This is a genomic window from Streptomyces sp. NPDC058231 (assembly GCF_042882275.1).
Taxonomy (GTDB): Bacteria; Actinomycetota; Actinomycetes; order Streptomycetales; family Streptomycetaceae; genus Streptomyces.
Genome location: NZ_JBHVWN010000029.1, coordinates 52,417 through 76,285, shown reverse-complemented (window position 1 = coordinate 76,285; position 23,869 = coordinate 52,417). Strand labels below are relative to the sequence as shown.

Sequence of the window (23,869 nt, the reverse complement as noted above, 5' to 3'; positions counted from 1 at the left end):
AGCCGCAGGAACGTTCGGCGTCCCGGCGTCCGGGAGGGCCGGCGCGGAGTCAGGCGGTGGCGCTTGCACGGTGGTTCCCTGCTCTGTTCAGTACGGCGACGACCTGCGTCGCATAGGTGTCCAGGTCCTCGGCCCCGCTGCCCGGCAGCCCGGTCAGGTGCGGCAGCAGATCACCGAAGGCGTTGACCTCGCCGACGGCGAAGCGCCGCCAGCCGGTCGAGGGCAGCAGATCGACGGCCACACTCAGCGTCCCGGGGAAACAGGCGGCGGCCCGTTCGCACACGTCCAGCACCCCGGCCCAGCTGCCGCCCGCCGCCCGTACGGCCGCGCGGGCCTCGTCGAGATCCCCTCGCCCGCCGCCGAGGTGGAGATTGGTCATGGGGGAGCGGCTGGTCCGCACGACCGCGTGGGTGGCCCGGCCCGCCACGACCAGGACCCGCAGATCCGCCGAGCGCCCCCGTTGCGACGCCTTGGGCAGCCAGCGTTCGATGTGCAACCCGTCCGGCGCGAGCGCGTCGACGATCGCCGCCACCTCGCGCTCCGTCGTGCAACGGCGCACCCGGAGCGAGTTGAAGAGCCGGCCGGCCGCGTCGCGCTCCACCGACGTGGTCGCCCGCACCCGGCCGGGCCCCGCGGTCTCCACGGCCAGCACCCCCGAGGCGGACGAGCCGTGCGCGAGTTTCACGAAAGCTCGCGGCATGCGGTGGTCCGCCATCCGCTCGCGGACATCGGCCCAGTCCCGTACCAGGGGGGCGGCGGCGCCGGAGGTCGGTGATGCCGGTACGGGAACGCCCGAGCCGTGCAGCACGGCGTGGCAGAGCCGTTTGTCGAACATCACCGCGACATCGCCCGGCGTCGCGAGCACGACGGCTCCGGCCGCCTCGGCCGCCCGCGCCACCGTCCGTACCGCTCCGGTGAACCGGGTGTACCACAGGGCGGTGCCCTCGACCCTCGTCGGATCGTCCACCGCCCGCAGCAGTCGGTCCACCTCGGCGTCCTCGCCGGGGGAGTCCATCCGTACGGTCTCGCCCGGCCGGAAGGACGCCTCACCGCGCAGCACATCCAGCCAGGGCACCACTCGTGCGTCCGGCAGCCCGGCGGCGTGCACGGCGTCCTGGAAGAGCGAGACCCGGCGGTTCCCGGGAACCCCTACGACGGCGAAGCGCGGCCGCGGGCCGCTCCGCCTACTCGCTGACCGCGACATAGCGCTCGTCGTCCTCGTCCGGGTCCCAGTACTCCACCTCGTGCGGCTCACCGTCGACCCGGTCGGGACCCAGTATCTTCCTGAGCCGGTCGACCAGCGGGTCGCTGATGTAGTGATGGTGCAGGTCGAGCGCGGTCAAGTGGGTGAGCGGCTGGCCCGCGAGCAGCGACTCCGCGCCGAGGTCGCCCAGCGTGCCCATCGCCAGCGAGAGCGACCGCAGCTGGGCGACGACCGGGGCGGAGGCGACCGCGGCCGCGATCTCGTCCTGGATCTCGCTGTTCTGCAGCCCCAGATGGCGCAGGTTCGGGAACGCGGCGCCGGAGAGCAGCGGAGCGAGGTCCCCGACCGTGGCGTCGCCACCGTACTCGGTGACGCCGAGCCAGAGTTCGAGATGTTCCAGCGCGGGCAGCTCCGAAGCCCCGACCGCCCGTACGACGGAGGACGGAAGCCCGCCGGACTCGAACCGCAGCGAGGTGAGCTCCGCGTGCCGTACCGGCCGCAGTCCGAGGACGGCTTGCCCTGCTGCCGGCTGGCCGCAGCCGCGCACCGTCAGCTCGCGCAACTGCCCGAACGCCTCGACCACCGGGGTGATGTCGGCCATCTCCAGCCAGGAGAGTTCGCACTCCTCGCTGACGACATCGGCGAGGAAGAGCGCCCTCAGGGACGGGAAGCGGTCCGCGTGGGCGGCGAGCAGCTCCACGACAGGGCCGAACGGTTCGTACTCCTCCTGCCACCACGGGCCGATCAGCAGGGCCCGCACCCGGCTGGTGTCGACCGTGTCGAGGAAGTGCTGCCACAGCGCGGCGAACGTCAGATCACCGCGCCAGGCGCTCTCCAGCCGCCAGGCGACCGCCTCGGCCGACGGGAGCGGATGGGTACCCGGCCGGCCGGGGCCGGGCAGGGTGAGAACGGGCAGACCGTGGAAGACCTCGGGGTGTTCGATGTCGGTCATCGCGTGTCACTCCGAAACCGTGGTGTAGCGGCCCTCGGCCCCGCGGTCCCCCCACGGCACCTCGCGCTCGGAGACGTCTACCCGCACCCCGTGCGGTTCCAGCGCCTCCGTGATCCGGCGCTCCATGGGCTCGGTGAGGAAGTGGTGGTGCAGGTCGAGCCGTTCGAGGTGGGTCAGCGGCTGGCCTTCGAGCAGCGCCGCCGCCCCCTCGTCGCCCAGCGTGCCGTGAGACAGATCGAGGGTACGCAGCTGGGCCACGACCGGGGCGCCCGCGACAGCCGCCGCGATCTCGTTCTGCACCGCGCTGTTGCGCAGGCCGAGGTGGTGCAGCCGGGGGAAGCGCGCACCGGAGAGCAGCGGCGCAAGATCCGGGACATCGGCGTCACCGCCGTACTCGGAGACACCGAGCCAGAGGTCGAGCCGTTCCAGTGCGGGCAGTTCACTGTCCAGGATGCCGCGCACCACCTCGACCGGCAGCCCGCCCGTCTCGATCGTCAGCGAACGCAGCCGCTCGTGCTTCGACGGGGGGAACTCAAGATGTGTGCCACCGCGCACGCCCAGTTCCAGCAGGTCCGGGAAGGCCCTCAGCAGCGCGGTGACGTCGGACTGCTCGATCCAGGAGATCTCGTTCTCCTCGCGCGTCAGGTCGCCGACGAATATCGCCTCCAGGGAAGTCAGCCGGTCGGCGGCGGAGATCACGAGATCGATCGGGTACGACGACCTCTCCTCGTACGACTCGCCCCACTGGCCGATGATCAGAGCCCGTACGCCCGCCGGGTCCACAGTGGCGAGAAACGCCTGGAACGCCTCCTCCCAGGTCGTCTCGGACTCGTCGTCGTACGGGTCGACCGCGATACGCCAGGCCACGGCGTCGGCGGCCTGCGCCGGGGCTCCGTCCGTCGCGTGCCGGAAGTCGACGGCAGGAAGGCCGAGCAACTCGTGCAGATGGTCCACACCGGACATGGCCCTGAGCTCCTGAGACTGGGGGACGGCTGATTACCGCAAGGTCTATCAAGAGCCACTGACAGGGGGGTGGGCGGGACCGCCCGAACGGTCACGCCGCGCCGAGCCGGTCCCGGTGAGCGGCTGCGAGCTCTCCGTCGCGACGTGTGCCGCGTCCGGTGCGGGAGATCACCGCCGGCCGGACGCCACGGCGGATCGCGCGGCGTATCCGGCCGCCGTGGTCGGGGACCCGGCGCCGGAGACGTGGCCGCCTCGGTCGGTGATGACGGCGGCGTGGACGTGTCCGCATCGTCCGCTCCGCCGGACACCGCGTCCAGCCAGGACCACCGGAACCCGCTACGCGTATGGATGTCAGACCCTCCCCGTAGCGTTTTCGGTGTGGTCGGCACAGCGGGTGCCGCCGTGGAGGGGAGACGTCCGTGTACCGGCAAGGCGATGTGCTGATCGTGTCGTTGGACGAGTCCGCAGTGCCCGCGCACCTGGTGGACGCGCCGGGAGAACCACGGGACACGCGGGGACGCATGGTGCTCGCGCTGGGCGAGGTCACCGGTCACGCGCACGCGGTCCAGGGGCCCGGCCGGCTGATGCGGGAGGCGGGCGCCTTCGGCCCGATGCTGCTCCATCTGCCCGACGGCGGGCGGGTGGTGCACGAGGAGCATGCGGCGATACCGCTGTCGAAGGGTTGGTACCGCGTGGTGCGCCAGCGGGAGTACGCCCCGGGCACGGTCCGCATCGTGGCGGACTGAGACCACGCGGGCCCGGTCGGCCGACGACCGCGGCAGCGGACAGCAGGGACCAGCAGAGCGGAACAGGGGACGGGGAGAACCGATGCAGTACGTGGACTCATGGCGGGCCGTGGCGGCGGCGACGGGAGGGGCGGACCGGGGAGCGGCCGAGGACGGGGTGCGTCTCGCCTACCGCAGCGCGGGACTGGACGAGCCGGAGCGGATCGTCTGGGTGGATTCGCCGAAGGCGGCCGTCGAGGCCGTCGAGAAGCTCGTCGATGCGGGCCGTTCGGTGCGCGATCAGGTGCGGACCCGCCCGTGGGCGGAGGAGCGGCGCAGGATGTACGACGAGTTGGGGCCGGCCGGCTGGTCCGCACTGTGGTCGGCGACGGGCGCCCAACTCTGGGAGACCACGGCCGCGCTCGCCGAGCGGATACGGACCGGTGTGGTCGCGGCCCTCGCCCAGCGGTCCGAGGACGAGCCGGGAGTACGCCTGGTCATGCTCGACGCGGTACTCGGCCAGCACGACGCGGCGTGGCTCGCGGCGTTCGACGGACGCGGGGACCGGCTCACGGGACTTGCGGAGGTGGCCAGGCACGCCGGCTGGTGGTGGCCCTACGAACGCGTGGTGGTGATCAGCGAACGCCCGGAGACGCTCCACCGCGACGAGGCGGGCCGGCTCGACCGCGGCGACGGCCCGGCGCTCGAGTACCGTGACGGATTCGCGCTGTACGCCTGGCGCGGCATGCCCGTTCCCGCCGAATTCCTCGCGGAACTGACGGCTCTGACGCCCGAGCGGATACGCGAGGAGCAGAACGCGGAACTGCGCCGCGTGATGCTGGAGTTCTACGGCTACGAACGCTACCTCGCGGAGTCGGGAGCCGTCCCGGTGCACCGGGACGAGACGGGTGTTCTCTGGCGGATCGCACTGGACGGCGACGAGGACGTGGTGATGGTCGAGGTGGTCAACTCCACCCCCGAGCCCGACGGGACACACCGTACGTACTGGCTGCGGGTGCCGCCCACGACGCGGACGGCGAAGGACGGCGTCGCCTGGACCTTCGGGCTCCAGGGCGCGGCCTACGCGCCGCTGCGCCAGACCTGACCGGCCGGCCGGCCGACGGGGGAGAGGGGCGGAACGGGGGGAGGAGGTCTGCCGTCAGGCTGTCAGCGTTGCGTGGTCGATGCCCAGTTCGCGGGCGAGCGCCTCGTCGGTCCACGCCAGCATCGTGGAGCGGGAGAGCGGCCCGGCGTAGGAGGTCATCTGGACGGCCAGGCCGTCCAGCAGCGCGGTCAGCCGCCAGGCCGCGGACATCGGATCGTCGCACCGGAACTCGCCCGCGGCGGCACCCTCTTCGATGACCTCGGCCAGCTCGGCCTTCCACTGCTGGTCGAGATCGCCGGCCACGTTGCGCAGCGCCGGATCGCGCAGTGCGGCCGCCCAGCCCTCGATCCACAACCGCCACCCCTTGGCCTGCCCGGTCGGCGCATACCAGCGGACGGCAGCGCGCAGCCGCCGTACCGCGCTGGTGCGACGGCCGAGCAGCTTGCGCAGACAGGCCAGGTCGGCCTCGGCCGCGTGCGCGAAGGCTGCCGCGACCAGCTTCTCCTTCGTCGAGAAGTGGTAGAGCACCAGTGCGTTGCTCACACCGAGCACGGCGGCCACATCGGCGATCCGTACCGCGGCGACGCCGCGCACCTCGATCTGTTCGACGGCGGCGCGCAGCAGCTCCTCGCGTCGTTCCGTCACGCTCAACCGCACTCTTGCCACGGCTTCACCCTAACCAATGCTCGGGTCCCGGGCGGGCGGGTGCGGAACCGCGAGCGGCCCCGCACCCAACCGCCCCCAGCTTCAGCCGGCTCCGGGCGGGCACCAGTGCGCGGTGCCGATCGACGCCGTGGGGCAGCTCGCGCAGGGCCGGGTCGACCGGCGGCTCTTCGACGGGACCGGGCCGGTCGCCATGGCCTCGCGGCCGGATCCCGGCACGATCGAGCTGATCTGCGAGCGCGATGGTGCATGCCGCCGCCCATCCGGCCCGTCTCATTCCCGCCGCGTGAACTCGTGGGTTCTCAGGGATGGCGAGGTCGGACTGTCAGGGACATGGTGTAACGGAGCCGATCGGTGTCGGCGGGAAGATCCGACGGCGGCCATCGGCCGTGAACCCCGCCCGATCAAGAGTGCCCGATCAAGAGTGATCGGGCGGCCGTACCGCGAGCCTCACCGGTACCAGCCGAAGCGTTCGGCCATCACCGGCAGCCGCTCGGCGACGAGGGCATGGGCCGCCGCCCGGGGCGTGGAGCCGTCGGCCTCGGCGCGGGACAGCATCCGGTCGATCAGGGTGCGCATCGAGCGGCGGGTGTGCGCGAACGCCTCCTCGGCGTCGGCGCCGATGTCCCCGAACAGGGTCCACCACCACCACGCGTTCGTACCGGAGTTGACCACCACATCGGGCAGGACGGTGATTCCACGCCCGGCCAGCAGCGCCTCCGCCTCCGGAAGTACCGGCATGTTGGCCGCCTCGATGATCCAACGGGCGCTGATCAGGGACTGGTTCGCGGCGTCGATGGCGTACGAGACGGCAGCCGGGACGAGCACCTCCGCCTCCTGGCCCAGCCAGGCGTCGGCGGGCAGCTCCCGGTCCCCGTCCCGCAGCACGCCGCGGTCCACCGTTCCGTATGCGTCCCGGGCGGCGAGCAGCGACTCGACGTCGAGGCCCGCCGGATTGGCGATGGTGCCCTTGACGTCCGCGACGGCCACGACCCTCAGTCCGGCCCGCGCGAGGAACCGCGCCGTCGCCCCACCCATCGTGCCGAGCCCCTGCACGGAGACCCTCGCCTCCGCGTACGGGAGACCGGCCCGGTCCAGCGCCGCGAGTGCGGATTCGGCCACCCCGCAGCCGCCGACCAGTTCGTCGAGCCCGATGCCGTCGACCTCCACGGCGAACGCGTCGGAGAGCCGCTGCCGCGCCGCCGTCTCGTCGTCGAGCAGCGGATAGACCGCCTGGACCGAGGAGACGAGCCCGGCCTCGGCCGCCGCACGGTCGACGAGGTCCTGCGTCAGTCCGAGATCCTCACCGGTCGTCCAGATGTTCTCGATGTACGGGCGCACGGCCCGCAGGTAGCGCACGAGCACGCCGTAGGCCTCCGGGTCGCGCGGGTCGCAGTCGATCCCGCCCTTGGCACCGCCCAGCGGTATGTAGCGGGCCCGGTCGTCGTCGGCGTCGAAGTGCAGGGCCTCTTTCATCGTCATGCCCCGGGCGAGCCCCGCCACCTCGTCGAGCGTGCAGCCCTCCCGCATCCGCAGCCCGCCGCTGGACACGCCCCGGACCAGCCGGTCGACGACCAGGTGCCCCTGGCGCCCGGTGACATGATCGGTCCAGGTCAGCGAGATGAGCGGGGCGGGCGTGGGCGTCATCGGCGTCGTCATCGGTAGGTCTCCTCGGTCACGGTGGTCAGGGTGGGCCCGGCGGTGGCCGGGGCAGGGCCGGGCGCCCCGGGGGATCGGTACGGCCCGGTGGCCGCCGCACTTCCGGGGTGGGAGCCGGTGGCCGGCGTGCGCGAGTCCGTAGCAGGCCCCGGACCGGCGGCGGGAGAGCCGGCTGCCCGGACGCGCCGGCTGCCGCGACCAACCGGCCGATTTACTGAATCATCGGTCAGTATCGGGAGACGGGGACGCCCCTGTCAATGTGTCGTTACTGAATGATGGATCAGTAGTAGCCGCGGTGCCGTCCGTGTGCGTCGCGCAGCGCCTCGCACTGGAGTGCCACGAAAAGGCGCGACGGAAGAGGCGGCTGCGGGGCCGGTCGGTCAGGTGTGCACGGCCGTGGCGGGCGTCTCCGGGTCGGCCGCGGGGCGGGTGCGCGCCGGCGGTGTTCTGCTGCCATGGGCGAGCCGGGGTGCGAGGACCGGATGTGACATGAGTGAGCGGTGGATCGCGGAATCCTGCGAGGGGTCGGGACGTTGGATTCGGCATGACGGGATTCGACGCACAACAGAACGCGCTGCTCCGGCTGATCGCCGAGGGGGACGGCGGGGTGCTCGTGACGCTGAAGCGGGACGGCCGGCCCCAGCTGTCCAATGTCAACCACTTCTGCTCCCCGGAGGAGCGCGTCATCCGCGTCTCGATCACGGAGGGCCGGGCCAAGACCAGGAATCTCCGGCGCGATCCACGGGCGAGCTACCACGTCACCAGCGGTGACCGCTGGGCCTGGGCGGTGGCGGACGGCACGGCCGAGCTGTCGCCGGTGGCCGCGGATCCGTACGACGCGACCGTGGAGGAGCTGATCACGCTCTACCGGAACGTGCAGGGCGAACACCCGGACTGGGACGACTTCCGCAGTGCCATGGTCCGCGACCGCCGGATCGTCCTGCGACTGCATATCGAACACGTGTACGGGCAACTGCCTGGATGAGGCGAGCGGGGCCGCCCCTCACGCCGTTGGCCGTCCCGTACTCGCACTGTCGTACCCACTGCTCATAATGAAACGACACCGACTCCCTCAGGAGATGTTGTGACCGGCGCTGATTCCCTGCACCCGCTCCGCACCCGGCTCCGCACGCTGCGACCCGCCGCATTCGGCGCCGACCCGGGCGGTGACCGCATGGAACGTATTCGTCGCTCACCCAATTTCGCCGACGGGGTCTTCCAGAATCCGCTGGGGGCGCGGAGCAGGCCGTCCGGATCCATGCTGGAGTTCGCGAAGGTCTTCTTCCGCAAGGAGGAGCGGAAACGCAGGACGCCGACCGGTACCGTGCCCGTCCACGCCACCACGCTCGCGGACCTCGCCGCGCCGCCCGCCACGGGGCTGCGGCTCACCTGGATGGGGCATTCGAGCGTGCTCGCCGAGATCGACGGCCGCCGGGTGCTCTTCGACCCGGTATGGGGCGAGCGCTGTTCGCCTTTCGCCTTCGCGGGACCCAAGCGGCTGCACCCCGTTCCGCTGCCGCTCGCCGCGCTCGGCCCGGTCGACGTGGTCGTCATCTCCCACGACCACTACGACCACCTCGATCTTCCGACGATCGAGGCCCTCGCGGACACGGACACGGTTTTCGCCGTGCCGCTCGGGGTCGGTGCCCACCTGGAGCGCTGGGGCGTATCCGCCGACCGGATCCGTGAGCTCGACTGGAACGAGACCACGAAGATCGCCGGGATCAGCCTGACCGCGACGCCCGCCCGGCACTTCTGCGGGCGTGGTCTGCGCAACCAGCAGCACACCCTCTGGGCGTCCTGGGTGGTCGCGGGACCCGAGCACCGGATCTACCACAGCGGGGACACCGGCTATTTTCCCGGGTTCAAGGACATCGGCGCCGAGCACGGCCCGTTCGACGCGACGATGATCCAGATCGGCGCCTATTCCGAGTACTGGCCGGACATCCACATGACTCCGGCCGAGGGGATGCGGGCTCATCTGGACCTCCAGGGCGGAGAGCCGGTCGGCGCGATGCTGCCGATCCACTGGGCCACGTTCAACCTGGCCCCGCACCCGTGGGCCGAGCCGGGCGAGGGGAGCCTCGCCGCTGCCGAGGACACGGGCGTCAGACTGGCGCTGCCGCGTCCGGGCGAGCCCTTCGAGCCCACCGCGGAGCATGTGCCGGCCGAGCCGTGGTGGCGCGGTGTGGCGGCGCTGCCGATCGAGCAGCGGCCCGCGGGCGCGGCCCGGATCACGGAGCTCGCCACCGACTCCGCCGCGGGCGCGGGGGCCGCGCCGGTGGCTGCCGCGACGGCCGACCCGGCCACGGGTCCGGATGCGGGGCACCCGCAGGTGGCTCCGACCGCGTAACGGCGCGCGGCGGCGACGGACCGGAGGCCCGGAGGGGTCGCGGGGTACCGGCGGCCGCCGGAGGGCAACCCGATGCGATGAACACCGGGCGACGACGCACGACGGACGTTGACGGAAGGCAGACGGCCCGGACCGACCGGAGGAACCGGTCGGTCCGGGCCGTTCGCCGTGCGCACGCCCGTCCCGCCCGGCGGTCGGACCAGGTGTCGACGGATCCATGTCAATGCTGCGTTATCAGTCGCATGTGCGAGAGCTCATACCAGAGCGGGACGGATGGCGGGCAAGTTCGACAACTGCCCGCCACGCATGCTCGATTGGCGACTACCGTGTGTTGCCGGTGATCAACGGTGGGCTCATATCTTTCGAGCCTGCCCGACCGTTGGCCCGAGCCTGACCGACCACCGTAGGTGCCACCGCATGAACGCCGATTCCTGGTGCCCCACGTACCGAGGACGCTGATGTCTCAACTTCGCGCACCCGAAGCGCGACCGGAACGCCGAGAGGGCGGGCGACACGGCCGGCCGGGAACCCGTTCCCACGCGACCACGTCCAGGCCGCGCGCCGCGCAGCCGTCCCCCGATTCCCGCATACGCCCCCAGATCCTGCGCACCGCCCTGCTCCCGGCCATCGCCGCCGTGCTGAGCGGCGCCGCAGCCGTCATCTTCACCATCCGCTCGACGGGTGCCCGGCCGACCACCGAGCTCTGGTCCGCGCTGGCCGGATCCGGGGCGCTGGCCGTCGCCGCCGTGGCCGCCGCGTACCTGGGCGCCAACCGGGTCGCCAGCACCGTGCTCGGCCGCTGTCTGGCGCTGCGCCGCACCAGCGCCCAGGGCCACGCGGAGCTGCAGCAGGTGGTCGAACTGCTCCGCAACGGCGAACCGGTGCCCACGCGGCGCCCCCCGGAGCCCGTCGCCCCGGGCAGCGACGCCTTCGACCTGCTGGCGCAGGAGCTCAGCCGCTCGCACGAGGGCGCCGTCGCCGCCGTGGTCCAGGCATCCCTGCTCAGCAACAACTCCGGCGAGGTGCAGAGAGTCGAAGTCTTCGTCAATCTGGCGCGCCGCCTCCAGTCGCTCGTGCACCGGGAGATCCAGCTGCTCGACGAGCTGGAGCACGAGGTCGAGGACCCGGATCTGCTCAAGGGCCTCTTCCATGTCGACCATCTCGCCACCCGCATCCGCAGGCATGCAGAGAACCTCGCCGTCCTCGGCGGCGCGGTCTCCCGGCGGCAGTGGAGCAACCCGGTCACCATGACCGAGGTACTGCGCTCGGCGATCGCCGAGGTCGAGCAGTACCCGCGGGTCAAACTGGTGCCGCCGATCGACGGCACCCTGCGCGGGCACGCGGTGGCCGATGTGATCCATCTGCTGGCCGAACTCGTGGAGAACGCCACGGTGTTCTCCGCCCCGCAGACCCAGGTGCTGCTGCGCGCCCAGCACGTCACGGCCGGGCTCGCCCTGGAGGTGGAGGACCGCGGGCTCGGGATGCCCGAGAACGAGCGCAGGCGGATGAACGCCCTCCTGGCCGACCCCGACCAGGTAAGCGTCGCCCGTCTGCTCCAGGACGGCCGGATCGGGCTCTTCGTCGTCGCGTCACTCGCCCGCAGGCACGGCATCGCGGTCCGAGTACAGAGCAATATCTACGGCGGCACACAGGCGGTGCTGGTGCTTCCGCAGTCACTGCTCGGGGTCGACGGGGACGCGCCCACGACGGACACCGCCCCGGTCCCGCCGCCCGGCCCCGTACACCGGCCGCCGGTGCAGGACGGCACCGCGCACCACCGGGGCCTGAGCCCGGCCCCGGAACGGAACCGGCAGACGCAGGTGCCCAGCCAACCGCTGCGCCTGCACCAGCCGGCCCAGGGATCGAGGCGGCAGGGCGAGGGCCCACCGCTCCCGTTGCGCGCCGAGCGTGTGTCCCGGCCCACCCCCGCCGAGGCACTCCCCGGCATCCCGCGACCGGACGACGCGGTGCCGGCCCTCCGGCCGGAACCCGGACCTGTGCGCGGCACCATGGGCCGCCCCCAACTCCCCAGGCGCGCCAACCAGGAGCACCTGGTCCCGCAGCTCAGGGAAGCCCCCGCACCGCGACGCACCGAGGACGAGGAGACCGGCCTGCACGACCCCGGTCTGATGGCGTCCTTCCGGCGGGGCGTCGAACTCGCCGAGGCGCGGAGCGAGGGGGAGGCCGACACGGCACAGGACCCGGGCCCTGCCCCCGACGCGTCACCGACGCAGGACCGGCAGTCGCCGGCCCCGCTCGAACCACTGCCGGTCCGCGGAGCTGCGCTCCCCGATCCGCTCCACCCCGTACCGGACCCCCTCGAAATGAACACCTTCAAGGAGTAGATGCGCCATGACGACCGATATGCCGTCCAGTCAGGTCCAGGACCTCGACTGGCTGCTGAGCGGGCTGGTCCAGCGTGTGCCGTACACGCGCAGCGCGGTCCTGCTCTCCGCGGACGGACTGGTGAAATCCCTCCACGGCATGGACGCGGACAGTGCGGACCACATGGCGGCGCTGGCCGCCGGGCTGTACTCACTCGGCCGTAGCGCGGGCGCGCGCTTCGGTGACAACGGAGAGGTGCGCCAGGTGGTGGTGGAACTCGACTCGACGCTGCTGTTCGTCTCCACCGCCGGATCCGGCACCTGTCTCGCCGTTCTCGCCGGTCGCGAGGCGGACGCCGCGGTGCTCGGCTACGAGATGACCATGCTGATCAAGAGCGTCCGGCCCTATCTGATGACGCCGGCCAGACAGGCGTCCGCGGCACCGGGCGCCACGGGGCTGTGAGGATGTCCGCGCCGCAGGACGGGCCGTTGCTCGACGATGCGGCCGGCCGGCTCATCCGTCCGTACACGGTCAGCAACGGCCGTACCCGCCCCACTGCCGTGCTGGACCTGCTCTCCCTGGTGATGGCCACCGGGACCGATCCGCAGATCCATCTCGGCCCCGAGCACTCCGTCGCACTCGGACTGTGCGGCGGCCCCACCTCGGTGGCCGAGATCGCCGCGCATCTGCGGCTGCCCGCAGTCGTCACCAAGGTGCTCGTCTCCGACCTGGTGGACTGCGGCGCGGTCACCGCGCATCCGCCCGCGTTCCACGACATGCCCACCGACCGATCTCTGCTGGAGGCAGTGCTCGATGGCTTACGACGACAGCTCTGACGGGTTCGGCAGTGGGGCCGGCAGTGACGGTACCGGCGGCCCCGAGTGCTTCCCCGTCGCGCTCAAGGTCCTGGTGGCGGGTGGCTTCGGCGTCGGCAAGACGACATTCGTGGGCGCCGTCAGCGAGATCGCTCCGCTGAGCACCGAGGAGCTGCTGACCCAGGTCAGCGCGGCGACCGACAGCCTGGAGGGCATCGAGTCCAAGACCGCCACCACGGTGGCCATGGACTTCGGCCGTATCACGCTCGACGAGCAGCATGTGCTCTATCTGTTCGGCACCCCGGGCCAGGAGCGCTTCTGGTTCATGTGGGACGAGCTTTCCCAGGGCGCGCTGGGAGCGGTCGTGCTCGCCGACACCCGGCGGCTGGCGGAGTGTTTTCCCGCCGTCGACTTCTTCGAACGGCGTGGCATCGGCTTCGTCGTCGCGGTCAACGAGTTCGACGGCGCCTACCGCTACGGCCCGGAGGAGGTACGGGCGGCGCTCGACCTCCCGCCCGAGGTACCGGTCGTCCTCTGCGACGCCCGGATCGCCAGCTCTGGAACCGGAACGCTGGTCACCCTCGTGCAGCACCTGATCAACGCCACCGCCGCCCAGGCCCCGCTGACCGCTTTCGGAGCCCGTCCGTGACCGGTCGGCTGCTGACCCCTGTCGACCGCGACGCCGGGGCCCGGCCGCAGCGACTGCGGACACTCGGGCTCGGTGGGCGGGCAGACGCCCTTTCCGACGACGTGCCCTTCGGCGCCGTCCGCTTCGAGGAGACGGGCCGTCACGGCACCCTGGAGAGCTTCGACGCCTTCGCCGACAGGGTGGCCGAAGTGACCGATGTGCCGTTCTCGATGGTCAACTTCATCGACGGGAACCGGCAGTTCTTCGCCGGCTGCACACCCCCGCCGGTACGCTCACCGGCTCCGACCTGGGCGCCGCGGCCGCGGGCAGCGGCCGCGCGGGCCGGTATCTCGCGCTCGACCACGGCTACTGCCCGCACGTCGTCGCGCGGCGCAAGGCGCTCGTCCTGGAGGACGTCTGCGACTACCCGAGATTCGCCGGCAACCCGGTCGTCGACGACATAGGCATTCGCTCCTACCTCGGGGCGCCGCTCATCGACCGCACGGGTATCGCGCTGGGCGCGGTCTGTGCCGTCGACACCGTGCCCCGCCCCTGGGGGCGGGCCGGTCTCGCCACGATCAAGTCGCTGGCGCAGGAGCTCATCGGCCACATCCACCGACGGGAGGACAACAGCCGCATCGTTCTCTGACCCTGCCCGCGCGGTCCGGACCGTCCAGCCCGCGCGGCCCGCGCCAGGGCGCGGGGTCTCAGACCGTGACCGTCGTGCCGTCCAGGAAGGTCAGCACGACTGTGTCCGCATCGGCCCGCACCGCGACCGACGTCCGCAGCGCCTCCGGATGGACGGCGTCGCGGGAGAGCGCCACCAACGAGACATGGACGCCCGGCCCGCTCGGTCGTGGGCAGCTGCGCAGATACGGGACCGCGGAGTGCGGCCCGTACGCATTGGACTGCACGTCCCGCGCGACACCGGACCGGTCCGCGTCGCCCGCCGTTCCCGTGGCCTCCTCGGTGTCCCAGCCGTACAGCGCGACCACGGCGCTGGTCAGCCCGTCGGCGGTACGCGCCATCGCCCAGCCGGGACCCGACGAGGCGTGCGGCCGCTCGGAGTGAGCCACCGCATGACCGCCTTCACGCACCACCGCGCCCTGCGGCGCCTCGACCCGGTGCACCCGGATCTCCCACGGCCCGTGCAGCACACTCGTCGTCTCGATCCGGTACGCACGGTCGTCGCCCGGCAGCCGGGCCGCGTACCACGACGAGGCGAGCCGGTCCTCGCAGCGCAGTGGATGGATCCTGCGCCGACGTGACGGTGTCCCGTCGGGGGCGAGGAGGGCCAGATGGCCGTCGACGGTGCGTGCCGAGGCGTGCGGCGCGGCCTCGGGGGCCGTCGCCGTCGAGTAGCCGAGCTTCGCGTAGTGCGGGTCCTCCTCCTCCGGACCTGTCTCCGTGGCGTCGTCGGCGGCGGGCGGATTGTGGTCACTGCCGTGGTTGACCAGCCGGACTATTCCGTCGTGGCGGGTGCCGTGCAGCAGCCAGCCGGGTGCGGGCAGCGCCGTGTACTGGTCGGACTCCTCGACGGGGAGCGGGAGTTCGCGTTCGGTCCAGACCGGATGATCCGCCGGGAGCAGCAGCCCGAGAAATGCCTTGCTCGCCCAGTACGGGGACGCGGGTCCGGAGTACGGCTGGGTGCTGGGCAGGAACGTGTCGTACCAGCCGAGCGTCAGCAGCCCCCGTTCGTCCGGGACGCCACGCTCCACGAAATGCCGCAGGGTGCCTGAGGCGAGCCGGCGCGTGAGCCCCGGTGCGAGGGGCGTGCAGTCGGCCAGCGCCCCCATCCAGACCGGCGCGAGCGCCGCGAAGCGGTACGTCAGTGAACGCCCCTGATGGACCGGCGCACCGTCGGAGCCGAAGAAGTGCGGGTAGTCCTCCAGGAACCGGGAAAGCCGCTGCCGGTAGATCTCGGTCCTGCCCCCGTCGTCGTCCGGGCCCGCGATCCGCGACCAGAGCAGCGGGTACAAGTGCATCGCCCAGCCGATGTAGTAGTCGAAGTTCCGGCCGTCCCCGTCGGTGTACCAGCCGTCTCCGACGTACCAGTCCTCGATCCTGTCCAGGTTGCTCTCGATGTCGGAGCGGTTGTACGGCGCGCCGACCGAGGCGAGGAACTGCTCGGACACCACCTGGAAGAGCCGCCAGTTGTTGTCCCAGGTGCGGCCGCCGACGAAGCCGGAGAACCAGTCGACGACCCGCTCCTGGACCCGGGTGTCCAGCTTGTCCCAGATCCAGGGCCGGGTCTCGTGCAGTCCGACGGCGATCGAGGCCGCCTCGACCATCTGCTGCGAGCAGTCGGTGAGTTTCGGCCAGGCTTCGGCCGACGCCGGATCGGTGCCGGTGACCAGCCCCTGCGCATAGCGCTCGATCAGCTTCGGGTCGACGTCCCCCCGGGCTCCGGCGATGCGGAAGGCGGCCATCAGGAAGGAGCGTGCGTACCCTTCGAGTCCGTCAGACACCACCCCCGACCAGCTGGCCCGGCCCGGCAGCCGGTACTGGGCGAACCCGGGGGTGGCGTACGGGACGAGCGCGTCGAGCATGCGGTCGGCGGTGACCTCCCAGTGGGCACGCGTCCATCCGGTTCGCGAGGACAGCAGCCGGTCGGTCGGGGGGAGGTGCAGGTGGGGCGGGGTCATGCGGGCAGTGCTCCTCAGTCCGTCAGGGTCGACGGGTCTACGGGCGGAGTGGGCAGACTGAGCGCGGCGAGGGCGGCCCTGCCGTCCGCGTCGATCGGGTACGCCCACTTGTCGACGTAGAAGTCGGTGAGATCGTAACCAGTGATCCGGCTCGTGTACGTGGCGAAGTTCGTCCAGCGCAGGGCGTCCTGCGTCTGCCAGTCGGACTGCGGGTTCTCCTCCCGGATCAGCTTGTGCAGTCCGGGCCAGATGCCGGTGCCGAAGGCGAGTTCGAGCTGGCGCAGGGAGACGAGCTTCTCGTACGCGCCGAAGGAGGTGGCGAAGCTCAGCCCGGGGGTTCCGAGCTTGGGCAGCGCCGTCTGGAACCAGTTGAGGCCGGTGGAGGCGTCGACGGTCAGCAGGTTGGAGGTCTGGCCGAAGACGCGCTGCGCCGCCAGCGAGTAGATGTTGACCGAGACCTCGGTCAGACCGGACGGGCGGTAGGCGAACTGCTGGTGCAGATGCCCGAGTTCGTGGTAGAAACCCCAGCCCCGGTTGCTGACGCCCTCCACGGTGACCAGCCGGTCGAGGTAGGAGGCGGGGAAGGCGTTGAAGTAGTGGGTGGCGTAGGCCCCGACACCGGCGGGGACCTTGGTCACCTCGTTGAACTGGTAGGGACCGGCTCTGCGGCTGTGGAGCGCGGAGGAGCCGTCGAGCCCCGATACCGCCGCGTGCGAGGCGATCAGGGCCTCGACGAGGTTCATCAGCTGGACGTGGTCCTCGTTCCGGTACGCCAGAAAGCTGCTCCGGCTCACGGTGATGATCGCGTGCGGAGACGTCAGCTCGACGTAGGCGGAGCCGGTCGAGGAGTCCACCAGCGCCTGGAACTGTGACTCCGTGGTCGTGCCGAGCGTGAACGTCGGCAGGGTGACGGCGCCGGAGGTGAAGGTGACCCGGGCCCGCTCACCGTCGCCGGGGAGCCGGAGGTAGACGGGGCCGCCGTAAGGGTCGGTGACCGTGTTGCTGCCGGGTGCCAGCGGGTAGGCACGCGGTGCCCGCTGGGCGGCCACGTCGTGGTAGTTGTCGTAGAGACCGATGTGCAGGGTGGGCAGCACTCCGTCGGCTGCCGTGACGTGGACGGTGATCGCGGCGCCGGCCGGGGCGTAGCGCGCGGTGGTGATGAAGTCGCTGCCGCGGTACACGGTGGCCAGTCGCAGCCGCTCGGTCTCGGCCGCGGGGAACGCGGTGGCGCATACGGTGGCCGACGCGTCGGCGGGGCGGGCCGTGGCGGTTCCGGCGCCCAGCAGGGTCGCGGCGCCCGCGCCGGCGAGTGCGGCGAGGGCCGAGCGGCGGCTGAGTGACGGCGAGGCAGGCATGCGTACTCCTGGATGGAATGAAAGGAGAGTGCGAGGAGGAACGGGTGACCGGGTGCAGGCGGGCGCCCTCCTGCACCCGGTCACCGGTCAGGAGAGGGTGGCGGTGTGCGTGTGGCCGCGTGATCCGCCCACTGCGACCGTGAGCACCGGACGCCGGCCCGGTGCGACCGTCACGGTGTTGTCGGCGGTGACCACCCGGCGTGCCGGGAAGGGCAGTTCGACGGTGAGTGTGGTCCCGGTGCGGCCGGGGTCGGCGACGGAGACGGTGAGCTCCTGGCCGTGACGCTGGACCAGGACCGAGGCCGGACCGGACGAGGTGATCCCGGCGGCGGTCCCCGCGCCCCAGAAGTTCACTGCCGTCAGCCCCTGCCTGCGGGCCTCCACGGCCTGTGCGGTGGTGTCGTTGGCGACGATGCGGACCGGCCGTGAGTGCGACCAGACCGCGGTCGCGGCCGCGGAGGCGCCGGGCAGCAGCACGTAGGAGTAGCCGGCATCGGTGGGCGAGACACCGTGATCGATCCAGAGCGTGACGTAGCGGCGGGTGACCGGGTCGGTGCTGCCGCCGGTGTCCGCCCCGGTGTCGATCGCCCGCCAGGTCCCGGTCCGCTCCTCGCGCAGCGCGTGCAGAGCGGACCGGCCGTCGAGAACATAGCCGCCGACACCGTCGACGTGGGCCCACCGGGCATGGCCGAACTCCCGTGTCCAGCCCTGCTCGGTGGGCTGCCCGACACCGTCGACGAGCAGCCGCTCCGTGCCGCCCGGACCGAGGTTGCGGTTCTCGACGATCGTCTCGACCGTGAGGCCGTCGCTCGACGAAATACCCGCACCCAGCGCGATCACCGCGTTCTCCAGCAGGAACCAGGACTTCCTGGTCCGCAGGGTGCTGCCCGCGGGTCCGATCAGCTCCATCGCGGCCGCGCCGTACGTGCCGCGGAGCACCGCTCCGCCCGCGACGGCGTTCGTCGGCCGGTAGGTGGAGGTGCCGGCGCCCGTGCCGAGATCGGTTCGCTGCCGGGTGTCGACCGTGGTGCCGGGCAGCCGGTACGGGTCGACGGTCGGCCAGAAGCCGTCGTCGAACTGCCCCAGGTCGTCGCCGGCGTAGAGATATGTCATGCCGTCGCCGGTGTACCAGCCGTGCAGATTCTCGCCGTTGCCCGCCTCGTACGCCGAGATCCGCTTCGACGAGAGCGACAGCGCGCAGGCCCAGCGCGGCCGTCGGTGCACCACCCGGTCCATGTCGGCGAAGACGAAGTGACCGGTCGTACGCGGGCCGGGAGCGGTGTGCGGATCGTCCAGCACGGCCTTGGCGAGGGCGATCTGGGGGAGCGTGGCGAGCGCCGTGAACGGGGTGGTGCGGTTGCGGGTCAGCCAGCCTTTGACCAGCTCGCGCCAACGGTCGGCATACGCGGCGGGCGCGCCGGTCGCAAGCAGCAGGATCGCAGCCACGGCCGCGGCCCCGTCCCGGTGGTCACCCGCGCGTTCCCGGGAGATCGCCCGGCCGCGCACCGCGTCCATCATCAGGCCGTCGAAGACGACCGGGACGAAGGTACGCCCGACGGCCTCGTACATCACGGATACATCGGGGTCGGTGACCGCCCACTCCGAGCCGGCCAGCAGGGACAGCAGATACGCCGCGCCGCCGAGCAGCACCGTGCCGTACGAACCGGTGTACGCGACCACGTCGTGCTGGACGAACGAGCCGTCCTCGTAGAAGCCGTCACCCGAACTCGTATAACGGAAAAGGCTGTTGCGCCCGGAGTCGCGTACGTCGGAGAGGGCGTCACGGGCCGAGGCGAGCTTGGCGGCGTCCTGTCCCAGCAGCCCGCGCAGCGCGACGATGACGGCCTTGTCCGTTCGGTTGGCTCCTGTCTCGGCGAGCGTGGGGGAATTGGTGCGACGGTCCGCGTCCGGACAGAAACGGTCGACGACGGCCAGATAGTCCGTCAGATCCGCGGCGGGGAGCCGGTCGCGCAGCAGGACCGAGCAGTCCATCAGCGCACGCGGGGCGCCGATCTCCCAGAACCACCAGTTGCCCGTCTCCCGCTTGGCCGGGTTGTAGGCGCTGTCGTGGGCGAAGCGCAGCGCGGCGACGAGGGCATCCGCCGTCTCCGCGCTTCCGGCGAGCGAGGTGCCGGGGGTGGCCCATGCGGTGGCGAGCGTACGCAGCCGGGTGTAGCTCTGGCCGAAGTTGCCCGGGTCGGTGACGGGGGAGAGGTCCGGCCAGAGGGCGGTGCGCCCGGCGCTGCGGTCCAGCGTGTCCCAGAGCCCCTGCGCCGTGGTTTCGAGGGCCGCGACCCCGGCGGAGAAATCGGCGTCGGAGGGGTCGAACGCGCCCCCGGTCAGAAGGGTTTCGGCGCGCTCCAGGAGCGCGTCGAAACCGATGGCATCGACCGGCTCGGGGGCGTCGGCGGCCGTGCCGCCGGACCGCGCGTGCGCGACCCCGGCCGATCCGGCGAGTGTGGCGGCGGACAGAGCCGCAGTGGCGCCCGTCGTGGCGAGGAGGGTTCGTCTGCTGAGGTTCACAAATACTCCTTGCCTGCGGTCAGTCGGACAGCGTGCTCGGGTCTACGGGCGGCTGCGGCAGATTGAGCGCGGTCAGCTCCGCTCTGCCGGTGGCGTCGATCGGGAACGCCCAGGTGTTCACGTAGAAGTCCGTGAGGTCGTAGCCGGCCACCCGGCTCGAGTAGGTGGCGAGGGCGCGGTAGCGCTTGTCGTTCTCGGTGTAGTCCGACTGCGGGTTCTCCTCACGCACCAGCTTGTGCAGCCGGGGCCAGAAGTCGTCGCCGAAGGCGAGTTCCAGCTGACGCAACGGGACGAGCTTCTCGTAGGCGCCGAAGGACTTCTCGTACGTCAGCCCGGCCGTGCCGAACTTGCGCTGTGCGGACTGGAACCAGTTGAGACCGGTGGTGGCGTCGACGGTGAGGAGGTTGGACGGCTGCCGCAGGGTGCGCTGCGCCGCCAGCGAGTAGATGTTGACCGTGACCTCGGTCAGACCGCCGGGCTTGTATGCCATCTGCTGGTGCAGGTGGCCGAGTTCGTGGTAGAGCCCCCAGCCACGGGTGCGCAGCCCCTCCACGGTGGTGGCCCGGTCGAGATAGGCGCGGGGGAAGCCGTTGTATCCGTGGGTGGCATAGGCGCCGACACCGGTCGGCACCTTGCTGACCTCGGTGAAGTGGTACGGCCCGGCCTTGCGCCGGTGCACCGGCCTGGAACCGTCGAGCCCGCTGATCCGGGCGTGCGAGTCGATGATCGTCTCGACCAGCCGGAGCAGGGCCGCGTGGTCCTCGTCGCGGTACAGGAGCGCGCCCTCGCGGGTGAGCGTCATGATCGTGTGCGGGGCGTGGAGCTCGACGTACGGTGAGGCGGTCAGTGTGTCCAGCAGACGCTGGTACTCGGCCTCGGTGCTGCGGCCCAGCGTGAAGACGGGCATCTGGACGGTGCCGGAACGGAAAACCACACCTGCCCGCTCGCCGTTACCCGTCAGGGTCAGATAGACCGGGCCGCCGTACGGGTCGGTCACGGTGTTCGCGCCCGCGGTCAGCGGATAGCTGCGGGGCTCGGTGATCTCGCCGTAGTAGTCCCAGGTGCCGATCCACAGCGTGGGCAGCAGACCGGCGTGCGGCTGGACGGTGAACGAGAGCGGGGTGGCGGCAGGGGCGTACAGGCCGGTGGGCTGGAACTCGGAGCCGCGCAGGGCCTGTCCGAGCCGCAGCCGCTCCGCCTCGGCGGCGGGCCGGGCGGTCACGGACACCTTCACCGGACAGCCGGACCCGTGATGCTGCGCCGCCTCGGCGGTGGGGGCCGTGGCGGCGAGCGCCATCGCCGCTCCGGCGCCGGCCGCGGCGGCGAGTACCGATCGGCGGCCGACTGCGGAGGAGGCGGCAGCGGACGCCGTGACGGCGGAGGAAGGGAATATGCGCATGCGGAACTCTCCCTGCGGAAGCAAGTGAGGGGCAGAAGCCTGCGGAAAGCGGTGAAGCTCGCCGACAGCATGTAAGCGGTTGCTATCCAGCCGCAAGAGGTCCCTGGAAGTTACTGTTATTTACTATGGTCAACTGCGGCCGACGGACCGGTAACCGGTCACACCCGGGCGGTGCGACCGGCCCGGGGTGCCACGGAATCGCGGACCACGATATGAGTACCGAGCCGCAGTACGCCCGTCGCCGGTTCGCGCCAGTCGTCCTCGTCGCCGCCGCCGACGGCCAGCCGTACCGCCTGCCGCCCCATCTCCTCCAGCGGTACATGGACGGTCGTCAGTCGCGGCCGCAGCTCCTGGGCGACCGGAATGTCGTCGTACCCGACGAGGGAGATGTCCTCGGGCACCCGCACGCCGGCTTCCTCCAGTGCCTGGGCGGCACCCGCTGCCACGATGTCGTTGGCGGCGAAGACAGCGGTGAACTCCGGTCCGTCCTGCAGCAGTTCGGCCATCCGTCGATAGCCGAAGGTGCGGCTGAAGGTGCCGGTCTGGGTCAGCTCCGGGTCCGGTGTCACCCCGCGCAGCTCCAGCGCCCGCCGGTGTCCGGCCAGCCGGTCCCGGGTGGTGGAGAGCTTGGGCGGGCCGCCCAGGTACAGGATCCGTTCGTGCCCCTGCATCAGCAGATGATCGGTGATGGCGAAGGCGCCGCCCTCGTTGTCGTACTCGACGGCGGCCGTCGGAGCCTGCTCGCCCAGCGGCGGTCTGCCGCACAGCACCAGCTTCGATCCGCCGGCGTCCAGTTCGTGGGCGCGGCGGGCCAGCTCCGAGGTGTACGCGCGGTCGGTGACGCTGCCACCGACGACGATCACCGCGTCCGCCCTGCGTTCGTGCATCAGCTCGACGAAGGCCAGCTCGCGCTGGGGGTCGCCCTGGGCGCAGCACACCAGGCAGAGCCGGCCACCGACTGCGGCCTCCCGCTCCACGCCCCTGGCGATGTACGCGTAGAAGGGGTCGATGAGCTCGCTGACGATGATGCCGACCGTGCGGCCGGAGGCGCCGGCGAGGGCGCGGGCGTGCGCGTTCACGACGTACCCGAGGTCGCGCATGGCGGCCTCCACCCGCGTCCGGGTGGCCTCGGCGACCGGGTAGTTGCGGTTCATGACGCGTGAGACCGTCGCCGTCGAGACGCCCGCCCGCCGGGCCACATCGGTGACGGTGGCCCTGCGCTGTCCGTCCGTGGCTGTGCTCTGCCGGCGCATCCGGCTCACCCCCTGGTGGCTGTTGTGTGGAGTCGAGCCTAGAGCCTGCGAGGGGATGGGGTTCATGCGATCCTCCCCAGGTCGGCCCGGTGGACGGGATGGGCGAACGGCGCACCCTGCGCGTACCTCACCAGTTCGTCGACGGCGAGCGTCCCGAGCCGCCCCACCTCATTGCCCTGCGCGCCCGCCAGGTGCGGGGTGAGGAAGACGTTCGGCAGGTCCCACAGGGGGTGACCCTGCGGCAGTGGCTCGGGCGATGTCACGTCGAGGACCGCGTCGATCCGCCCGCTGACCAGGTGACCGGTCAGTGCCTCGGTGTCCACCAGGGGGCCGCGCGCCGTGTTGACGAACAGGGTGCCGGGGCGCATCAGACCGAGCCTGCGCGCGTCGATCAGCCCCCTGGTCTCGGGTGTGTCCGGTGCGTGGACGGTGACGACGTCGCTGGTCGCCACCAGGGTGTCCAGGTCGACCGGGGTGACCCCGAGCGTCTCCGCCTCGTCGGCCCCGACGTACGGGTCGTACAGCAGCACCTCCGCGTCGAGGATGCGGAGTAGTTCGATGACCCGGCGACCGATCCGGGACGCGCCGACGACTCCGATGGTCAGGCCGTGTGTTCCCAGCCAGTGCTGGCCGTCGAGGTCGGCGCCGGTGCGGTGGGTCCTGCGGGCGCGGAACAGCCCGGCCAGCGGGAACACCCGCTTCGCGCCCATGATGATCGCGGCCAGGGTGTACTCCGCCACCGGTACGGCGTTGGCCGCCGCTGCCGACGAGACGACGATCCCGCGGTCGAACGCCGTCGGTGACAGAAACGTTTTCACCGTGCCGGCCGCATGGATCACGGCGCGGAGCGCGGGAGCCCGGTCCAGCAGGGCGGTGTCGACGGGCGGGCAGCCCCAGCCGGTCAGCAGGACCTCAGCGGTCGCGAGCGCCGCGGAGGCCTCCGGCGACGCGAAGTCGCTGATCACGGCCGCGGTGAGGAGATCGGCCGACTCCTCCAGCCGGGCCCGCGCCGGCGGCGGGAAGACGTCGTCGAGCAGTCCGGGGCTCATGACCAGGACCGTGCGCGGTCGCCTTCGGGGCGGCTCCGCAGCATCGGTACCGGAAAGAGCCGGTGCCTCTTCAGTGGTTCGCACCCTGCCTCCGGACAGTAAGCGTGTTCTGTGGAATGACCGGCACGCTAGGTATCCCGAGGCCTGACCGTCAAGCGCACACCATGGTCAACTGCCCTATTGATTCAGCAATTTGCCAGTTCATCCCTCGGGATTCGATCGCTGAGAGCCTTGTGAAACGCACCCGTTTCTT

Annotated in this window: 19 protein-coding genes and 1 pseudogene; 9 read left to right on the top strand and 11 right to left on the bottom strand. The window is 71.6% G+C overall.

What is annotated here, in order from left to right:
* Positions 1–49: 49 nt before the first annotated feature.
* Genes ACFVXE_RS20550 through ACFVXE_RS20540 form a run of 3 tightly spaced genes read right to left on the bottom strand, consistent with a single transcriptional unit; the run spans position 50 to position 3,119 of the window.
* On the bottom strand, positions 50–1,204 hold the full coding sequence (locus ACFVXE_RS20550) for an STM4014 family protein (protein WP_389672831.1): 1,155 nt from the start codon (positions 1,202–1,204) through the stop codon (positions 50–52).
* A complete protein-coding gene (locus tag ACFVXE_RS20545) occupies positions 1,185–2,156 on the bottom strand; it encodes an STM4015 family protein (RefSeq protein ID WP_389672830.1) in 972 nt (323 codons plus the stop codon). The genes ACFVXE_RS20550 and ACFVXE_RS20545 overlap by 20 nt, the downstream gene beginning before the upstream one ends.
* 6 nt (positions 2,157–2,162) lie before the next feature.
* Positions 2,163–3,119, bottom strand: a complete 957-nt coding sequence (locus ACFVXE_RS20540; RefSeq protein ID WP_389672828.1) for an STM4015 family protein — start codon at positions 3,117–3,119, stop codon at positions 2,163–2,165.
* 419 nt (positions 3,120–3,538) lie between these two features.
* On the opposite strand from ACFVXE_RS20540, the gene ACFVXE_RS20535 reads away from it, so the two are divergent.
* A complete protein-coding gene (locus ACFVXE_RS20535; protein WP_389672826.1) occupies positions 3,539–3,865 on the top strand; it encodes a hypothetical protein in 327 nt (108 codons plus the stop codon).
* A gap of 82 nt (positions 3,866–3,947) precedes the next feature.
* Positions 3,948–4,949 carry a DUF6745 domain-containing protein gene (locus ACFVXE_RS20530; RefSeq protein ID WP_389672824.1) on the top strand — a complete coding sequence of 334 codons (1,002 nt, stop codon included), beginning with the start codon at positions 3,948–3,950 and terminating at the stop codon, positions 4,947–4,949.
* Between the two features lie 54 nt (positions 4,950–5,003).
* Here the strand turns inward: ACFVXE_RS20530 and ACFVXE_RS20525 are convergent, their stop codons facing one another.
* Positions 5,004–5,594: a TetR/AcrR family transcriptional regulator gene (locus ACFVXE_RS20525; RefSeq protein WP_389672823.1), complete on the bottom strand. Its 591-nt coding sequence runs from the start codon at positions 5,592–5,594 to the stop codon at positions 5,004–5,006.
* Positions 5,595–6,062: 468 nt separating this feature from the next.
* Positions 6,063–7,271: a Glu/Leu/Phe/Val dehydrogenase dimerization domain-containing protein gene (locus ACFVXE_RS20520; protein ID WP_389672821.1), complete on the bottom strand. Its 1,209-nt coding sequence runs from the start codon at positions 7,269–7,271 to the stop codon at positions 6,063–6,065.
* 544 nt (positions 7,272–7,815) lie between these two features.
* Here ACFVXE_RS20520 and ACFVXE_RS20515 point away from each other — a divergent pair.
* From ACFVXE_RS20515 to ACFVXE_RS20485, 7 genes and pseudogenes are all read left to right on the top strand, one after another.
* Complete coding sequence (locus ACFVXE_RS20515) at positions 7,816–8,256, top strand: PPOX class F420-dependent oxidoreductase (RefSeq protein ID WP_389672820.1); 441 nt, start codon at positions 7,816–7,818, stop codon at positions 8,254–8,256.
* A 99-nt stretch (positions 8,257–8,355) separates the two neighbouring features.
* Positions 8,356–9,624: an MBL fold metallo-hydrolase gene (locus ACFVXE_RS20510; protein WP_389672818.1), complete on the top strand. Its 1,269-nt coding sequence runs from the start codon at positions 8,356–8,358 to the stop codon at positions 9,622–9,624.
* Between the two features lie 458 nt (positions 9,625–10,082).
* On the top strand, positions 10,083–11,969 hold the full coding sequence (locus ACFVXE_RS20505) for an ATP-binding protein (protein ID WP_389672816.1): 1,887 nt from the start codon (positions 10,083–10,085) through the stop codon (positions 11,967–11,969).
* Positions 11,970–11,976: 7 nt separating this feature from the next.
* Complete coding sequence (locus ACFVXE_RS20500; RefSeq protein ID WP_389672814.1) at positions 11,977–12,411, top strand: roadblock/LC7 domain-containing protein; 435 nt, start codon at positions 11,977–11,979, stop codon at positions 12,409–12,411.
* Between the two features lie 2 nt (positions 12,412–12,413).
* The gene (locus ACFVXE_RS20495; protein ID WP_389672812.1) at positions 12,414–12,785 is read left to right on the top strand and encodes a DUF742 domain-containing protein; all 372 of its coding nucleotides are present in this window, start codon (positions 12,414–12,416) and stop codon (positions 12,783–12,785) included.
* Entirely contained in the window at positions 12,763–13,413 is a 651-nt protein-coding gene (locus tag ACFVXE_RS20490) for an ATP/GTP-binding protein (RefSeq protein WP_389672810.1), read from the top strand. Before ACFVXE_RS20495 ends, ACFVXE_RS20490 begins: the two co-directional genes overlap by 23 nt.
* Positions 13,414–13,654: 241 nt before the next feature.
* A pseudogene (locus tag ACFVXE_RS20485) lies at positions 13,655–14,041 on the top strand (GAF domain-containing protein); the annotation flags it as partial.
* Between the two features lie 58 nt (positions 14,042–14,099).
* On the opposite strand, the gene ACFVXE_RS20480 reads toward ACFVXE_RS20485, so the two are convergent.
* The 6 genes from ACFVXE_RS20480 to ACFVXE_RS20455 all read right to left on the bottom strand — a co-directional run bounded on the left by ACFVXE_RS20480 (position 14,100) and on the right by ACFVXE_RS20455 (position 23,616).
* Positions 14,100–16,037 (bottom strand): DUF2264 domain-containing protein, encoded by a 1,938-nt coding sequence (locus tag ACFVXE_RS20480; RefSeq protein ID WP_389672808.1) that lies wholly within the window; start codon positions 16,035–16,037, stop codon positions 14,100–14,102.
* Between the two features lie 14 nt (positions 16,038–16,051).
* Entirely contained in the window at positions 16,052–17,392 is a 1,341-nt protein-coding gene (locus ACFVXE_RS20475; RefSeq protein WP_389672807.1) for a M60 family metallopeptidase, read from the bottom strand.
* Positions 17,393–17,479: 87 nt separating this feature from the next.
* Positions 17,480–19,915, bottom strand: coding sequence for a polysaccharide lyase 8 family protein (locus ACFVXE_RS20470; protein WP_389672805.1), 2,436 nt, complete (start codon positions 19,913–19,915; stop codon positions 17,480–17,482).
* A 19-nt stretch (positions 19,916–19,934) separates the two neighbouring features.
* Positions 19,935–21,314, bottom strand: a complete 1,380-nt coding sequence (locus tag ACFVXE_RS20465; protein WP_389672803.1) for a M60 family metallopeptidase — start codon at positions 21,312–21,314, stop codon at positions 19,935–19,937.
* Positions 21,315–21,472: 158 nt separating this feature from the next.
* Complete coding sequence (locus ACFVXE_RS20460) at positions 21,473–22,567, bottom strand: LacI family DNA-binding transcriptional regulator (protein WP_389672853.1); 1,095 nt, start codon at positions 22,565–22,567, stop codon at positions 21,473–21,475.
* Positions 22,568–22,629: 62 nt separating this feature from the next.
* Positions 22,630–23,616, bottom strand: a complete 987-nt coding sequence (locus tag ACFVXE_RS20455; protein WP_389672802.1) for a hydroxyacid dehydrogenase — start codon at positions 23,614–23,616, stop codon at positions 22,630–22,632.
* Between the last annotated feature and the right edge of the window lie 253 nt (positions 23,617–23,869).

Coding starts and splice junctions, on each gene's coding strand:
- ACFVXE_RS20460 (WP_389672853.1), bottom strand. CDS start 22,567: ATGCGCCGGCAGAGCACAGCCACGGACGGACAGCGCAGGGCCACCGTC.
- ACFVXE_RS20495 (WP_389672812.1), top strand. CDS start 12,414: ATGTCCGCGCCGCAGGACGGGCCGTTGCTCGACGATGCGGCCGGCCGG.
- ACFVXE_RS20520 (WP_389672821.1), bottom strand. CDS start 7,271: ATGACGACGCCGATGACGCCCACGCCCGCCCCGCTCATCTCGCTGACC.
- ACFVXE_RS20455 (WP_389672802.1), bottom strand. CDS start 23,616: ATGAGCCCCGGACTGCTCGACGACGTCTTCCCGCCGCCGGCGCGGGCC.
- ACFVXE_RS20540 (WP_389672828.1), bottom strand. CDS start 3,119: ATGTCCGGTGTGGACCATCTGCACGAGTTGCTCGGCCTTCCTGCCGTC.
- ACFVXE_RS20500 (WP_389672814.1), top strand. CDS start 11,977: ATGACGACCGATATGCCGTCCAGTCAGGTCCAGGACCTCGACTGGCTG.
- ACFVXE_RS20480 (WP_389672808.1), bottom strand. CDS start 16,037: ATGACCCCGCCCCACCTGCACCTCCCCCCGACCGACCGGCTGCTGTCC.
- ACFVXE_RS20465 (WP_389672803.1), bottom strand. CDS start 21,314: ATGCGCATATTCCCTTCCTCCGCCGTCACGGCGTCCGCTGCCGCCTCC.
- ACFVXE_RS20530 (WP_389672824.1), top strand. CDS start 3,948: ATGCAGTACGTGGACTCATGGCGGGCCGTGGCGGCGGCGACGGGAGGG.
- ACFVXE_RS20505 (WP_389672816.1), top strand. CDS start 10,083: ATGTCTCAACTTCGCGCACCCGAAGCGCGACCGGAACGCCGAGAGGGC.
- ACFVXE_RS20490 (WP_389672810.1), top strand. CDS start 12,763: ATGGCTTACGACGACAGCTCTGACGGGTTCGGCAGTGGGGCCGGCAGT.
- ACFVXE_RS20515 (WP_389672820.1), top strand. CDS start 7,816: ATGACGGGATTCGACGCACAACAGAACGCGCTGCTCCGGCTGATCGCC.
- ACFVXE_RS20475 (WP_389672807.1), bottom strand. CDS start 17,392: ATGCCTGCCTCGCCGTCACTCAGCCGCCGCTCGGCCCTCGCCGCACTC.
- ACFVXE_RS20550 (WP_389672831.1), bottom strand. CDS start 1,204: ATGTCGCGGTCAGCGAGTAGGCGGAGCGGCCCGCGGCCGCGCTTCGCC.
- ACFVXE_RS20545 (WP_389672830.1), bottom strand. CDS start 2,156: ATGACCGACATCGAACACCCCGAGGTCTTCCACGGTCTGCCCGTTCTC.